This window comes from Rhodopirellula islandica (assembly GCF_001027925.1).
In the GTDB taxonomy this organism is placed as follows: Bacteria; Planctomycetota; Planctomycetia; order Pirellulales; family Pirellulaceae; genus Rhodopirellula; species Rhodopirellula islandica.
Map to the genome: position 1 here is coordinate 16951 of NZ_LECT01000021.1, position 14162 is coordinate 31112.

General features: G+C 56.3%; 14 protein-coding genes. 5 read left to right on the plus strand and 9 right to left on the minus strand.

All coding sequences use genetic code 11. From position 1 onward, the window contains the following. Positions 1-157: 157 nt before the first annotated feature. Positions 158-1036, plus strand: coding sequence for a hypothetical protein (locus RISK_RS10985; protein ID WP_047814354.1), 879 nt, complete (start codon positions 158-160; stop codon positions 1034-1036). Between the two features lie 100 nt (positions 1037-1136). Then, complete coding sequence (locus tag RISK_RS10990; RefSeq protein ID WP_236696211.1) at positions 1137-1562, plus strand: hypothetical protein; 426 nt, start codon at positions 1137-1139, stop codon at positions 1560-1562. A gap of 102 nt (positions 1563-1664) precedes the next feature. On the opposite strand, the gene RISK_RS10995 is transcribed toward RISK_RS10990, so the two are convergent. Further along, positions 1665-2096, minus strand: a complete 432-nt coding sequence (locus RISK_RS10995) for a hypothetical protein (protein ID WP_047814356.1) — start codon at positions 2094-2096, stop codon at positions 1665-1667. Between the two features lie 622 nt (positions 2097-2718). On the opposite strand from RISK_RS10995, the gene RISK_RS11000 reads away from it, so the two are divergent. Then, positions 2719-3771, plus strand: coding sequence for a class I fructose-bisphosphate aldolase (locus tag RISK_RS11000; protein ID WP_047814385.1), 1053 nt, complete (start codon positions 2719-2721; stop codon positions 3769-3771). A gap of 44 nt (positions 3772-3815) precedes the next feature. Here RISK_RS11000 and RISK_RS11005 read toward each other — a convergent pair whose 3' ends face one another. The 5 genes from RISK_RS11005 to RISK_RS11025 all read right to left on the minus strand — a co-directional run bounded on the left by RISK_RS11005 (position 3816) and on the right by RISK_RS11025 (position 8962). Beyond that, entirely contained in the window at positions 3816-4865 is a 1050-nt protein-coding gene (locus RISK_RS11005) for a dihydroorotate dehydrogenase-like protein (RefSeq protein ID WP_047814357.1), read from the minus strand. A gap of 33 nt (positions 4866-4898) precedes the next feature. Then, a complete protein-coding gene (locus tag RISK_RS11010) occupies positions 4899-6512 on the minus strand; it encodes a bifunctional aminoglycoside phosphotransferase/ATP-binding protein (RefSeq protein ID WP_047814358.1) in 1614 nt (537 codons plus the stop codon). Positions 6513-6550: 38 nt separating this feature from the next. Continuing rightward, positions 6551-6976: a hypothetical protein gene (locus RISK_RS11015; RefSeq protein ID WP_390173930.1), complete on the minus strand. Its 426-nt coding sequence runs from the start codon at positions 6974-6976 to the stop codon at positions 6551-6553. 30 nt (positions 6977-7006) lie between these two features. Continuing rightward, positions 7007-7981, minus strand: coding sequence for a universal stress protein (locus tag RISK_RS11020; RefSeq protein ID WP_047814360.1), 975 nt, complete (start codon positions 7979-7981; stop codon positions 7007-7009). An 81-nt stretch (positions 7982-8062) separates the two neighbouring features. After that, positions 8063-8962: a universal stress protein gene (locus RISK_RS11025; protein WP_047814386.1), complete on the minus strand. Its 900-nt coding sequence runs from the start codon at positions 8960-8962 to the stop codon at positions 8063-8065. Positions 8963-9201: 239 nt separating this feature from the next. Between RISK_RS11025 and RISK_RS11030 the strand changes: the two genes are divergently transcribed. After that, the gene (locus RISK_RS11030; protein ID WP_236696213.1) at positions 9202-9780 is read left to right on the plus strand and encodes a hypothetical protein; all 579 of its coding nucleotides are present in this window, start codon (positions 9202-9204) and stop codon (positions 9778-9780) included. A gap of 25 nt (positions 9781-9805) precedes the next feature. Here RISK_RS11030 and RISK_RS11035 read toward each other — a convergent pair whose 3' ends face one another. Together RISK_RS11035 and RISK_RS11040 are read right to left on the minus strand one after the other, a co-directional pair. Next, complete coding sequence (locus tag RISK_RS11035; RefSeq protein ID WP_047814362.1) at positions 9806-10795, minus strand: helix-hairpin-helix domain-containing protein; 990 nt, start codon at positions 10793-10795, stop codon at positions 9806-9808. A gap of 12 nt (positions 10796-10807) precedes the next feature. Continuing rightward, complete coding sequence (locus RISK_RS11040; RefSeq protein WP_047814363.1) at positions 10808-11851, minus strand: dihydroorotate dehydrogenase-like protein; 1044 nt, start codon at positions 11849-11851, stop codon at positions 10808-10810. 281 nt (positions 11852-12132) lie between these two features. Here RISK_RS11040 and RISK_RS11045 point away from each other — a divergent pair, with 281 nt between their 5' ends. Further along, entirely contained in the window at positions 12133-12399 is a 267-nt protein-coding gene (locus RISK_RS11045) for a hypothetical protein (RefSeq protein WP_047814387.1), read from the plus strand. 88 nt (positions 12400-12487) lie between these two features. Here RISK_RS11045 and RISK_RS11050 read toward each other — a convergent pair whose 3' ends face one another. Beyond that, positions 12488-13951, minus strand: coding sequence for a sigma-54-dependent transcriptional regulator (locus RISK_RS11050; protein ID WP_047814388.1), 1464 nt, complete (start codon positions 13949-13951; stop codon positions 12488-12490). Positions 13952-14162: the final 211 nt, after the last annotated feature.

The following is a 14162-nucleotide window of genomic DNA, read 5'->3' on the forward strand; positions in this document are numbered from 1 at the left end:
GGTGCAACGAAGTCAGCCGTTTGGGCGTTAGCCCCGGTTGTACGTGGGAGCAACGACGCTACCCAAAAAAATCCCAAATGCTGAAAGACTCCTGCCGACCGGCTTCGGTCGGCATTCGAACTGTGCTGCGTTCTGAAACGAATCCAATGGAGACCCCATGCCCTTGACCAACGACAATCCGGTGGAACCGCAGTCGGCGGTCGAAGCCTCGGGGGCATGGCCGTTTGTGTCGCGACGTGTTCGTCTGATCGAAGGAACACGGCAGGTTTGGAATTCTCGGCAGCATCGCAAGGGAACGGTTCCGCGTGCGCTTTCACGTGTCGCAGGGATCTTCTCGGCGGAACATTTGAACGCTTGGATTGGGACGGTCTTTGCAATCGGGGCAGCGTGCTTTGTGGTCGCGAGTTGTGGCAGCTTATTCCCATGGATGGTGGAAGGCTCCGTCGTGGGAGAGCATCTCAACGCGATTTACTTCGCCGGTTCGATTCCATTCACAACAGCAGCAGGGTTGCAGTTGTTTCAGGCCGCCAGCGCCAGTGCCCGCCTGGCCCCGCTTGGACGGGATCGACTGATCGGGTTCGGCTGGTACCCGCGGGACATCGGCTGGTTGAGCTGTGCCTTGCAATTTGTCGGGACCGTGTTGTTCAACTTCAACACGTTGGACGCGATGTCCCCGTCGCTGAACTGGTTGCAGCAAGACTTGGTCGTGTGGGCGCCTGACTGGGTGGGGTCTGTTTTATTCTTGGCATCGGGCTACCTGGCTTTTATCGAAACCTGTCACGCCCACTGGGCGTTTCAGCCGCGTAGCCTGACGTGGTGGATCGTTTGGATCAATTTGTTAGGCTGCGTTGGGTTCATGATCTCTGCCTGCTTCGCCTTCGTGCTTCCAAGTGGTCTCAGCGAGCGTGCGATCACAGTTTCAACTGCGTGGACGTTGCAGGGCGCGGTTTGTTTTCTGATCGGCGCGTTGTTGACGTTGTTTGAGTCGCCAGATTCAGCCAAAGAACCCCAAGAAACCGCGACTGAGCTTGTTTGAGTCTTCATTCCCTTCTCCGCCCGATGCGAACATGAGAGAACTTTATCTTTACCAGAGAAAGCACCGGCAAACCGCCAGAACTCTGATGATCAACATTGGGGTGCTGCTGGTGATGGCTTGGGCGGCTCACCAGTTCATCGAACCCTCCGAGGCGAAGGACCAGTTGTTCGACTGGGTGAAAATCGTTGTGCCGTTGGTGGAGCTCGGTCTGCTGTTCGCCGCCCTTTTATTTTGGATCCGCAACGGAACGTTTCGGATGGCCGTGAATGCGGACCGCTTTGAAGTGGTCGATCCTCTGTCAGCAAATGGGTCGTTTTCTGTGCCGGTGAGTGAGATTGTTCAGATCAAGCAGACTCATCAGAAAAATTCCAACTTCAGCTCGATCAGGATGCACATGAAGTCTGGCGAGCAGATACGGATCACGCAAAACCATCACTACAATCGAGCGAAACTTTATGCGGCGTTGGCGAAAGCCAACCCGGACATCGATTTGCCGAAAAGTGCCTGGCGGTTCAAGCAGGTCTGACGAACAAAGACGCGTTCGCCAACCAAACCGGCACGACCTGCCGGGGAACGTCGATGTGTGAAAGTGCTTCCCGGGTGAAAGCACTCGACACGCGTCTCCGGATCATTCCGCTTCGCGAAGAGATTGATGGCAGCGCACGCAGCTGGTGGTCAATTGGTGGAATGCCAGCGTGACTCCGTCAATGTTTTTCTTCTTGGCTTGATGAATCACCTCGTTGGTGACTCGCTCAAACGTTCGGACATGATTGCGGTAGTCGGGATTGCGACTGCGAGCGAAGCCTTCGACCTTGTTCAGCAAACGCATGTGGTTCGCATTGGCTTCGATCTGGTCGAAGTCGCCCATCGACAGCCCACGCAGAATTCCGGTGGAGTAGTCCAGCTTTTTCTGCATCCAAAAGTCGAGGGAACGTTCACTGGTTTCCTTCGGAACCGTTTCGTCGGATGCAGCCTTGGTTTCCGGTTCGGTACTGGGCGATTGGGCCAATCCGGTGGTGATCCAGAGAGCGGTGAAAGCGAGCATGACGAGCAGACGCATGGACTTGGTTCCGTTGTTGAAAGGGGGGAGGCGTGAAACGCCGGAGAGATGAAATGACGCAGCAAGTGTGACGGGACAACCACAGGGGCAAAGCCTATGCCGGTGCTGCATTTTGTGGGGGAAGCCCAAATCGGTGCGTCGTCGATCACAACGTGCAAATGAGCACATGGAAACTGGCACTCGGTAGGCAGGGACGCAGGTGTCATCGGGTATGTGAGCCGCTGGCGTTAGCCACGGTTTTCACGCACAACCGGGGCTAACGCCCAAACGGCTCACATGGTTGTGCTTGATCACTCCTGCCGACCTGCTTGGCATCGTCAGTGCTGGACCTTGGTGTCCCCAATCTTTTAAACCAAGGCATTGGTAGGGCGAAAGAGTGGATGGGCGTCCTCGTGAGCCATTCGAATCCGGGCATTGTGCGGCGATGCACGACCGCAGGGGCAACTCGGCGCATTTCGCAAGTGGATCAAGAATTGCAAGGAAGAGAGTCGTCTCATTCCTTTCCCAGGAATCGAGTGGTCGGTGACGGTCGTCGTTCGCACCTGGAGAGCAACGTTTGCTCTGCACGGATGACGTGAAAAGGCGTCTGCACTTTGCCGCGAGATTCGAATCCGAGAAGAACATGCCCCAATCCACGACAGAATTGCTTGGCCCCGACGGCCCCCATTTGCTTGAGCACCGGTGTGAAACGATCGACCAAAGTCGGCTGCATCTTCCGGGACCCGATTTCTTAGAACGAGTGGTGTGCGGAACCGATCGGAACCAACGGGTCATCAATCAACTGGCACGTCTCTTTGGCCATGGCCGACTCGGCGGGACGGGGTATGTGTCGATTCTTCCAGTCGATCAAGGCATTGAGCACTCCGCTGGGGCATCGTTCGCGCCGAACCCGGACTACTTTGATCCAGAGAACATTGTGCGTTTGGCGATCGAGGGAGGCTGCAATGCGGTCGCGTCCACCTTGGGAGTCCTGGGGGCTGTGTCGCGCAAGTACGCGCATCGAATTCCGTTTGTCGTGAAGATCAATCACAATGAACTTCTCAGCTATCCCAACTCCTATGATCAGGTGATGTTTGGCAGTGTTGAACGGGCATTTGACATGGGGGCCGGCGCGGTCGGAGCGACGATTTACTTCGGTTCTCCAGAATCGCGTCGCCAACTGGTTGAGGTGGCGGAGGCGTTCGAGCACGCGCACGAATTGGGGATGGCGACTGTTTTGTGGTGCTACCTTCGCAACCCAGCCTTCAAAACGGACCAGGACTACCACACTTCCGCGGATCTGACCGGGCAAGCCAATCATTTGGGCGTCACGCTGCAAGCCGACATCATCAAGCAGAAGCTGCCAACCAACAACGGTGGTTTCAATGCGATCCAATTTGGCAAAACGTCCCCCTTGGTCTACGACGAATTGACCACCGATCATCCGATCGATCTGTGTCGCTACCAAGTGGCCAATTGCTACATGGGCCGTGCGGGATTGATCAACTCCGGCGGAGCGTCCTCGGGCGCATCCGATCTCGCCGAAGCTGTGAAAACAGCGGTGGTCAACAAGCGAGCTGGGGGAACCGGCTTGATCTCCGGTCGGAAAGCATTCCAGCGTCCGATGCTGGAAGGAGTCGAACTGCTTCATCGGATTCAGGATGTCTACCTCGACAAGGCGATCTCGATCGCTTGATCGCAGTGGCCAAGCAGACCGTTGTGCATTGGCTGCCCTCGGAATTATGTTGCCGGATGGCCCCAGCGGTCCGCATGCAGGTTGGGGGGCGGGAGATGCGCGTCGCTGCTGTGCAGGTGCGCTGTCAATGCCGCGATGTAGGCGGTTCTGTCTTCGTCGTTGGTGAATTCGAGCGGGCGGCGTGTTTGCAACTCTCTCATCGATTGCATTTGATGTCGTTCCATGAATTCCGTCAGTCCGTCGAGCATGAACCGGATCACATCGGGGCCTTCCCGATAGATCGCCGACGTCACCATCGCCACGTCCGCTCCCGCCAGCAGCACCTTGATCAGATGATCGGCATGGCCAATCCCGCCGTTGGCCGCCAACGGCATCGCCGGGCAAAAGCTGTGGACCTGCATCAGCGTATCAAGCGATTCCATTTCGTCGCTTTCATGGGTGAGTCGCCAGCGACTGGCCAGCTTCAGTGTGTCCAGACAAATGTCCGTTTTGGGGGCTCGTCCGTGAAGCACCATCCCTTGTGCACCCGACAGCAATTGACGGGCGAGGTGCGGCAAGCTGGTGAAATTTCGGCCGAGTTTGACAAACAGCGGGATGGTGATCGATGCGTCGACCTCTCGAATGGCTTCGAGAATGGTCGCTTCAATTTCGGCTGAACTGGTGAAGTCGCTGGGGCGGGAATGGTGGACGTTCAGCTCAATCGCGGCGGCACCGGCTTCCTGCAATTCACCTGCGAAGTCCATCCAACCACCGGCAGTGAACCCGTTCAGGCTCGCGATGATGGGGATGTCTTGCAGAGAACTGGCTCGATTGACGAGTGCCAAGTAGGAATCGGCGTCGGGGCACACCCAGTTGTGTTGGGTGCGATCAGAGCGTTCCAGCAGGCTTCGTTCTCGAGCCGTGATCTTGCGTCCCGCGTTCCAGCTCCAATCGATCACTTGTTCTTCAAACAATGACGGCAACACGATCGCCCCAGCCCCGGCCTGTTGCATGGCCAAACGCGTGTGTTCATTCATGGACATCGGAGAGGCACCGACGATCACAGGGGAAGCCAACGCCAGACCGCCAAAATGGGTGTTGAGATGAAAAGTCATTGCTTCAAATCCTTTGAGAGAGAAAAGAACGGTTCAAAGCGATTCGGCCACTTGAGCCAAGTCAGGGATCTCAACCACCAACGTTCGCTCGGCTTCCGTCAGTGGTTCCCGATTGGCAAGTTGTCGATCCAGGACATCCAGGTCAGCATCCGAGGCGTCCTCCCGATGTGCCAAGCGATCAGCGACGCGTTGACGCAATGTCTGAAGGTCGCTGTGGCAGTCCAGGATGGCGATGGGCACGCCAGCTTGTTCGGCGAGTTCGTGAAATTGTTGGCGGTCAGCGCGTCGTAAAAAAGTGGCGTCAACGATCACGCTGTGACCGGACGCGAGAATTCGGCGAGCAAGTTGGGAAAGACGCTGGTAGGTTTGCTCGTTGGCTTCGGACGAGTACAGCGCCGCGTTTTCCTGGGGGCCGATGTCCTGGGAAGCAATGTCCTGGGAAGCGATCATTGGAGACGCAGTGCTTGAAGGCGCTTTGTTTAGGAAGCCGACGGTGTCTGGGGTCAATCGCTGCATCGCCGACTGCCCGAACATGCGTTTTCGTTCGATATCGCTGCGCAATCGGAATGCGTTGTGACGTTGCACGACCGCCTCACTGAGCGTTGTCTTTCCACTGCCACTGACGCCGTGCGTGATCCACAACCGAGGAGTCTCACGCAAGGTGAATCGATAGGCCAAGTCAACGTGATGGCGAGCGTCCACCGCATCCTTTCGCATTGAGGCAGCCAAGGCCCGCACGAGGGCTCGGTAAACCAAGAACAACCTCAGCAACTCCAAGGATTGGTAGTCGCCAGTGCATTCCAAGTAGGCGTTGAGAAAGGTGCGTGACAGATCGAGATGATCCCGCGCTGCCAAATCCATTGCCAGAAACGCGGCATCACTGAGAACATCAATCCAGCTCAGGTGGTCGTTGAACTCGACGCCATCGAAAGGAACCAACTGCCCTTGCCATTGCACGACATTGCCCGAGTGCAGATCACCGTGACACTCGCGAATGAATCCTGCCGCGATGCGGTCGGCCAGCAAACGTTGATGTTGTTCCAGGAAATCCGCGGTCCATCCCCGCAACACTTCGCAGGTCGCGGCGGTCGTGGCATCGGCGGTTGTCAGAACCTGATCGATCGTCTGAGGAATGTTGGCCTGCAAGAATCCAGGCCACTCCTCGGCGATGCCATCGCGGCAAACCGCCGCGTCACGGTGGAATCCCGCGACGGTGGACGCGAGGTGAACGACTTCCAAGGTGGTCAGTTGCCCTGCTTGAACCCGTTCACTGAGGAGGGCATTCGATGGGAAACGGTGCATCTTGACCGCGTACTCGATCGCATCGCCTTCCCCTTCGATGGTCGGTCGCTTTTCGGTGAGAGTGATCGGCACGACTCCGATGTACAGACCGTTTGCAAAGCGACAATCCAAACGCACCTCTTCTTCACAGAAATGTCGCCGTCGTGCAAGCGTGCTGTAGTCGAGGAAATCGGTCCGAATCGGCTTCTTGATCTTGTAAGCAAACTCACCAGCCAAGAACACAACCGAGAGATGCGTCTCCTGCACAAGGATCGGGGATTCGATCGGATGCGGGTACGCCTGGGGGTGTTTCAAACCAATGATCAAGCCATCCAGAGTTGGATGGATGTCTGTTGTGATGCTCATCGCATTCGGATCCCCCAAAGAGACGCTTGGCCAATCAACTATTCACGAGGCAGCTCAATCAATTCGTTTCGATGCTTTCTCATGTAAGAATGACATTCCACACAGTGAACCGTCATGGCGACGTACCCCATCGTGGCCCGATGAATGTCCTGTTCCTCAGCGGCTTCGGCAATCAAATCGGTTGCACGTTGAAAGTCGCGACTTTGCTCGGCGTACTCCCGTGTTTGGATCACGTTCCACCCAGACTCGGTGCTCAGTAATTTTAGCGATCGAGCGTTGGACGCGATCTGGTCGAAATCTTCGAGCGTCAGCCCTTCCAAGATTGCTTTGGACTTTTCCAGCTTCAACCGCATCAACGGGGTGAGTTTGGTTGTCCGATGGGAAGAGGCATCGTCGGATGGCGGGTCCGCTTGCAAGGCCAACCCCACCATGGATGTCAACAGCAACACGAAACCGGCAAGCATGATTGAGAGAGTGCTTTTCATAACGTTCAGCTATATGAGAGGGAGTGGTTCATCATCTTCGATCAACGAGGTCTGCGACATTTCAACGGGAGAGAGGAAACCTTTGGGCTTGAGCGCCAGCAACGAACAGGTGATGTCGGGAATGACTGTTTCTGCTGTGTTGCCAATCAGGATTCCAGCGATGCCGGATCGGCACACGGTTCCCATCACCATCAAGTCCGCTTCGACTTCATCTGCGACACTGCGAATCACATCGGCGGGCGATCCGTGTCGGAGGTGCAGGTGCACGTCCGCCGCGTCTGCGTACGGGGTTTGCAGAAGTTCGTCGAGCGCTTGATGGACCTTCATTTCGTGATCCTTCCGCGCCAGGTCCACCGCATCATCGCCTGCGTGTCGACGGATCGAGTCCTCCATCCACATTTGCCAAGCGGCGACAACATGCAATTGAGCTTTGTCACGCTGAGCGATGGAATACGCCCGTTCCAGAATCTGCCGGTTCAGTTCACGATGTTGTTGGTTCGCGGCTTCCACGTCGATGGCCGCGACGACTTGATCAAACTCCCCGTGAATGTCCGGTTTGAGCAACCACACGGGGCAAGGGCACAATCTCAATAGCGATTTCGCGATGCTTCCGAAGAATCGCTCCGCCGCACTGAATCCGTCGGCGGTCTTGACGACCAAATCATGCTCCTCTCGGAGGACTTGTCGGGTGATCTCGGTGGCCGGGTCACCGATGGCGACTGCAACGTCCAAGGTCAATCCGGTGTCAGAGTAGTCCGCTGCGAGGTCAAGCAAACGACGACGGCGATCAGCCGCGACCAGCTTTTCAAGCTCCTCTGGTTTGGCCACATCGGTCATCATGCCCAACGCTTTGGGGATCGGCTTGACGACGTCCATGAGCGTGAGTTTTGCATTGTTTTCGAGCGCCATGTCAGTCGCCCGCGAAACCGCAACCTGTGGTTGTTCGGTACCAGCGTAAACGAGAATGTTGGTGAAGTTTTGCATGGTATTGGGAGCCGAGGTTTGGCAAGGCAACGATTGAGAGTTCACGGGTTTCGAAGGCAGTTGCGTTCCATTAAGTCGCAGTCAGGTCACGATGGAATGCTGAAGAGCTGCGTTTGGGGGATTGCTGGAAATCGATTGATTGCGTGCGATCCACACACTGGATGGAGAGTGACGAAGCACAAATCGCGTGGTGCTGCCCAACAGAACACGGCCCAGGTCGCTCCTGGGCGTTTCCCCCACCACCACCAGGTCGACTTGATTGGTTTCGATGTAGTCGACCAAGCCGTCACCAATGTGGTCGCAGTGAATCAGATGCCCTTGAGTGGTGGAGGCGACGTCATTGAGTCGCTCCACCACACTCTCAATGACCTCGGTTGCGGGAGCGTCGTGGGGCAGTTCGGCTTCGTCCATGTTGTCCGTCACGGACAACACACGCACCTCGGTGTTGCTGGCCCAACCAAACTCCGCGAATTCTTCCACGGCCTTTCCGGAAGGCTCAGTTGGTTCGCAGCCAATTGCGACGCGCAGGCGATGACGTCCGCTGAACTGCGAATTTGGTCGCACCACCAGAACACTGCAGGGAACATGGGTTGCCACGAAATCACTGACGCTGCCCTGCAAGAGGCGAGCAACGGTTGAGTAGCCCTTGGATCCGATCACCAGCAAATCGGGGCGATGCTCTTTGGCGATCGCGACAATGGTTTCGCCCGGCTGACCTTGGCGGATAATCTGACGCCATTTGATATCGGCATCGTCAAAGTACTCCTGGACCTTGCTGAACGACTGCTCAGCTTGATGGTGCTTTCGGGCGATCCAACTTTCGCTCCATCCATCCGCTAGAAATGTCTTTCGCGAAGGTGTCTCAGCGATCGCCGTGACGACGGTCAATTCCATTGCTTCAGTGTGTGGCAAACGAGCCAGAAAACGAGCGGCGTCGAACGAAGCGTCGGAGCCATCAATGGTCAGCAAGATCTTTTTCATCGAACTCTCTTGGGGGTTGCTTGGAGAACCGACGCACGCGGGGTGCCAAAGTGAAATTTCCGCAAAATCGCTCGTGGTTCCCAAGGCCACGCGTGCGTGGGTGCACATCTGAGCGGAGTGGATCGCTTGGGAGGTGCATTTGTGCGAGTTTTCCGCCTGGAATGCCCCTGGTCCCGGCTTTGCTAGTTCTGTCAGCACCATCTAGTTCAACTCCACAGGATTCGATCGATATGTCGAACATGAAAGCCGCACCGGCCAAGCAACGAGCCATCGAAACACAGCACTACTTTTCGAATCTGGAACAAGAAATCGTCCGCAAACTGCACGACGAAGCCAGCAGCGATTTCGGTCGCCAAGAATTGATCCGCAGCACCGGGATTCACGATCCCGGTCTGATCGAAGAATTGGGAAAGCTGGGGGTGACGGCCGACGGCCTGATCACCCTGCGGTTGTTCCCATTGGTGCTGGTCGCCTGGGCCGAAAAGAACGTCGATAAAAAAGAACGCGAAGCGGTCATGGCCGAAGCCCACCAAATTGGAATTCAAGAAGATTCCACCGCTGGAATTCTGCTTGATCAGTGGCTGCAGGTGCGTCCGCCTGGATTGTGCGTGGATGCGTGGAAGCGATACGTCCACGAACTCTTTCGTGGCATGTCGAGCGTTGCTCAGCAGCGGTTGATTCTGTTGACGAAGAAGCAGATGACAGGCGTCGCCAAGGCCTCCGGTGGGCACCTGGGGTTCGGGAAAGTCTCGGCCAAAGAAAAGGCCACGATCCACCAAGTGCTCACTGCGATGCGACAACAGACGCAAACGCATTGAACGTCATGCCGACGATGGCATTCCGTCAGCCGTGAATGCCTGTTCGCCCCGCGTCCTCTTCCCACTGGGTCGGAAGCTCGGGGTAACGTGTCTGACCGGCTTTGGGCTGGTGGTAGGCATTGTGTTGTCGGTAGTAGGCGACGCAGTCCTGTTCCCGACCGAGGACAATCCGAAATCCGCTCAGTTCACCGAACCGAGCCGTGATGATTGTCCAGCGTCCGTGTGCGCTCGCATCGTCTCGAAACACGATGACCCAGTCGTGCGTCGCATGTTGTTGCTGTGCTCGAGCGGTGTTGGAATACATCGCAGTGTAGTGACGCCCTTCTTGCTCGGTATGCCAAACCGGAATCGCCGAACTGGGGCTGCCTTTTTGGCCTGCCGGATGGATCTGAGTCAGAGTGCCTTCTGAAACCCGTTTGCGATACTCGCAGTCAATGTGAAGGAGTTCGTCGACCGTGACCTGACTCTCCGGGCTGGAAACGGAGTCCGGTGGTTGTGTGACGCCGCGATGTGTCAGGCTGGCCTGAATCGCTTCTCTCCGTTTGCGCCCGATACCAGGAACGTGTTCCAAGCGACCGTCCTTGGCGGCGATGAGCAATTCCGAAAGGGTTTCAATGTGCAAGTGGTCATAAATACGATGAGACAATTCAGGCCCGAGCCCCGGAAGCGTCGCAAAAAAGTGCTCGGCATTGGATTGACCACGCAAGCGATCCAGAAGCGGAATCCGGCCGACTTGGATCGCTGATTGGAGCAGCCCGGCAATGGAATGACCGATCGTGGGAAGGTTGACCAGCCCGTTGATTCCATCTCGTTCCAGGATGTCTCGGACTGGACAATGCAGGTTCGCGACGGTTTCGGCCGCGGCGTGATAAGCACGGACACGAAACTCATTGGCGTGCTGTTCCTGAAGCAAATCGGCGATTTCCGAGAGCTGTTTCGCGAACGTCTTGTTTTCGCGAATTCCCTCGATCTGCTCCGCCGCTTGCAGGGGAGCGTTGGACTCAATGACAACCATGGCACCGGCTCATCAGTTGGGGTGACCGTAGGAATCGCCTGACTGTTGCGAAACCAAGGGGGTGGGATCAAAGTAGGTGTCGCTTCGAGTCAGCGGATCCACGTATTCCAGACGCACTGATTTCTCGTCACCCACGTGGTCTGTCGGGCAAGCGTCGCGGAATGCCTGCAGCGATTGATACTGGGTTTCTTCCAGGTGCCGCACGATCCCGTCCACGATGTCTCGAATCACATCGGGGCCTTCGCGATAGACGGCCGAAGTGATCATGACCACATCCGCGCCCGCAATCATCGATTTGAGGGAGTCTTCAGCGTTTGAGATCCCGCCACTGGCAGCGATCGAAATCGTCCGGTCACCGGCACGAGCACGCACGATGCCTTCGAGAATACCGCCCAACGTATTGATCGGCGACAATTCCCAATGGATCGTCCAGTGCATGCGGTCGGTGCTGACATCCCACTGAGGCAAGTGAGTGAACAAGACCAACCCCGATACGCCGACTCTTTGCAACTGAGCGGTCATCGACGAAAGGTTGGTGTATCGCTGGCTGATTTTGGCAGCGACTGGAATGGAAACCAATTCGCGAACCTGTCGCACCAACTCACACATTCGTGTCTCGACATCGTTGGACGTTTCCAACGGATCGAACACGGCTTGCTGCAAGTTGAACTCCAGGGCATCCGCCCCGGCTGATTCAATTTCCTTCGCGTATTGAAGCCACTGCCCAGGCGAAGACCCATTCAAACTGCCAATGACTGGAACCGTGCAAATCTCCTTCAGACGTGCGATGGTCTGCAGGTAAACTTCCGTCCCGCCGTTGTACCGGTCTTGCTGAGGTTGGTAGCCACTGCGCTGGATTGCATTTGCCGGGTCGGTGGACTTCATCTGTTGATGAACGACTTGCTCTTGAAGCATCGACGGCAAAACGATCGCACCGGCACCTGCGCCGACCAGTTGCCGCACCGTTTCCGGTTGCGTGTTCAAAGGACAAGCACCGACCACAACGGGTGAGACCAATTCCAGCCCGAGGTATTTCGTCGTCAGTTCACAGGACATGGCTTGGGCACCCCGGTCAATGGAGAAAAATCTCAATGGAGAAAAATCAGGAACGTGAAAGGTCCACGCAAACGTTGTTCCCATGCCAGTTCTTTCAGTCACTGCTTCGCCCGGGCGCGCTAGTGTGACAATACGGAGCAGTCCACCGAGCAAATTTGGATCGGAATGGTGTGCGGAAACGCTGTTTTCGCAACGGCACAGTCATTGCCTTGGAACCCAACCACAGCGTCCGGCAATCGACTTCGCCTGGCCGCGTCTCATATTTTCAAAGGATGAATTCAATGCCTGCCTCTGCCCGCCGATTGATCTCCAACATGATTGGCGACCTCAAAGAAGAACGAGACGAGCTGGCTCTGCAGATTCACCTTGGCAAGGAAGATGCCAAGAGCGAGCTGGAACGACTCGATCAAAAACTCGAAGAATTGAACCAGCAATACCAGCCACTCAAGAACGCGGTGGATGAAACCGGTGACGACGTCTGGGCTGCGTTGCAACTCGTCGGGGAAGAAATCAAGAATGGATTTCACCGCATCCGAAAATCAATCTGAGATTCGCGTTTCCCGCATCCACACGATTTTGTTGAACGGTGGCGAACGCCCAAGCAGCTCCGATGCCGGAAGACTGAAGCGAACCTGATTAAATGACGGAGCCCCCTGCCAATTCGTCGGTGTCGGTGTTGTCGGAGGTCACGCCATTGAATCGGTCCAGCAAGCGATAGAGCTTTCGACGGTGAATTCCCAGTTTGCGTGCCGCACCGGCCTTGTTGCCGTTTTGGTCTTCCAAGACTTTCAAAACATGGACTCGTGCGATCTCGTCCAGTTGGTAGCGGGAGTTGCCCAACATCTCACTGGGGTGCGGTGACGACGTCGAATCCTGACCTGCCTCCATCATCGTCGTTGCTTCTGTATTGGACCTCATTGGCGGTTTGGCGGACGGACGCCCGAAGTCAACCACTTCGGACGGCAGATCGTCCAAGGTGATGTCGAATTCGTCGGCCAAAATCGTGGCCCGATCGATCACATTGATCAGCTGCCGAATGTTGCCCGGCCAAGGGTAGCGATTCATGGCATCCCTGGCCGCATCGTCCATGTGATAGGACCGCGGCAGGAAATGGTCGATCAATCGATCGATGTCACCTTCTCGATCACGCAGCGGAGGGAGCGCAATTGACAGGACGTTGATCCGATAGAACAAATCTTCCCGGAAGTTGCCTCGATTGACTTCGGTTTGCAGGTCTCGATTGGTCGCGGCAATGATGCGGACCTTGACGTTACGTTGGCGGTGGCACCCCACGCGACGCAGTGACCCGTCTTCGAGAACGCGTAGCAACTTAGGTTGTAGAGACAGCGGCAGCTCTCCAATTTCATCGATGAACAAGGTTCCACCGTCCGCGATTTCAAACAGCCCTGGCTTCTCGGCCGTTGCCCCCGTGAAGGCTCCCTTTTGATGGCCGAACAGTTCGCTCTCCACCAGATTCTCTGGCAGCGCGGCACAGTTGACGGTCACAAAGGGCTTGTCAGCGACGTGACTGGATTGCTGGATGGCTTTGGCGACCACTTCTTTGCCCGTGCCGCTTTCGCCTTGAATCAAAACGGGTTTCGTTGTGCGTGCGACCTTTTCAATCAGTCGGGAAACTTCTTGCAACGACTTCGATTGCCCAATCAGTTTGGCGGCCGGTTGCGAACGCGAAATGACGGCTTTGAGCTGCTTGTTCTCTTTCTTCAGTTGGTGTCGCTCACGGGCCCGAAAGCAATGGTGTTCCAAATCGCCCAGTGCACAGGGTTTGCTCAGAAAGTCGCAGGCTCCCATTTTCATCGCCGACACCGCCGTTTCCACGGTGCCCTGCCCGGTCAGCATGATGACTTCGATGTCGATGTTGTCCTGATGAATTCGCTGCAGCAATTCCAATCCGGACATGCCGGGCATGTTCATGTCAAAAACACCCACATCAAATGATTCGCGTTCGAGCAGCCCGAGGGCTTCGGCAGCGTTGGAAACATCGGTCACGGTGTGTCCCTTTCGCGTCATCCATTTTGCAGACGATCGACGCGAGTCCTCTTCGTCGTCGACCAGCAGCAGCTTGATGGGCGATTCCGTCATCGTGATTCCTTGTGCAAAGTGGGGGGGCGCCAGCAAGAACGCTGAACCGGTGTTTGACTCCGACAACGCTGGACCCAGCGAGTATCAATCGCCAACGTCAATCACGTCAGGTCGGAACGACCGAACCAAAACGGATGCGTTCTTCTTGCTATCGTCATCCGCTGGGGGAGAACGATCAAGAGTGGGGCCGACCGGAAGTGCTTCCGCCGAC

What these genes read in the sequence shown, in the direction of transcription:
- RISK_RS10985 (WP_047814354.1), top strand. Translation starts at nt 158, where the DNA reads ATGCCCTTGACCAACGACAATCCGGTGGAACCGCAGTCGGCGGTCGAA.
- RISK_RS10995 (WP_047814356.1), bottom strand. Translation starts at nt 2,096, where the DNA reads ATGCGTCTGCTCGTCATGCTCGCTTTCACCGCTCTCTGGATCACCACC.
- RISK_RS11000 (WP_047814385.1), top strand. Translation starts at nt 2,719, where the DNA reads ATGCCCCAATCCACGACAGAATTGCTTGGCCCCGACGGCCCCCATTTG.
- RISK_RS11005 (WP_047814357.1), bottom strand. Translation starts at nt 4,865, where the DNA reads ATGACTTTTCATCTCAACACCCATTTTGGCGGTCTGGCGTTGGCTTCC.
- RISK_RS11010 (WP_047814358.1), bottom strand. Translation starts at nt 6,512, where the DNA reads ATGAGCATCACAACAGACATCCATCCAACTCTGGATGGCTTGATCATT.
- RISK_RS11015 (WP_390173930.1), bottom strand. Translation starts at nt 6,976, where the DNA reads ATGCTTGCCGGTTTCGTGTTGCTGTTGACATCCATGGTGGGGTTGGCC.
- RISK_RS11020 (WP_047814360.1), bottom strand. Translation starts at nt 7,981, where the DNA reads ATGCAAAACTTCACCAACATTCTCGTTTACGCTGGTACCGAACAACCA.
- RISK_RS11025 (WP_047814386.1), bottom strand. Translation starts at nt 8,962, where the DNA reads ATGAAAAAGATCTTGCTGACCATTGATGGCTCCGACGCTTCGTTCGAC.
- RISK_RS11030 (WP_236696213.1), top strand. Translation starts at nt 9,202, where the DNA reads ATGAAAGCCGCACCGGCCAAGCAACGAGCCATCGAAACACAGCACTAC.
- RISK_RS11035 (WP_047814362.1), bottom strand. Translation starts at nt 10,795, where the DNA reads ATGGTTGTCATTGAGTCCAACGCTCCCCTGCAAGCGGCGGAGCAGATC.
- RISK_RS11040 (WP_047814363.1), bottom strand. Translation starts at nt 11,851, where the DNA reads ATGTCCTGTGAACTGACGACGAAATACCTCGGGCTGGAATTGGTCTCA.
- RISK_RS11045 (WP_047814387.1), top strand. Translation starts at nt 12,133, where the DNA reads ATGCCTGCCTCTGCCCGCCGATTGATCTCCAACATGATTGGCGACCTC.
- RISK_RS11050 (WP_047814388.1), bottom strand. Translation starts at nt 13,951, where the DNA reads ATGACGGAATCGCCCATCAAGCTGCTGCTGGTCGACGACGAAGAGGAC.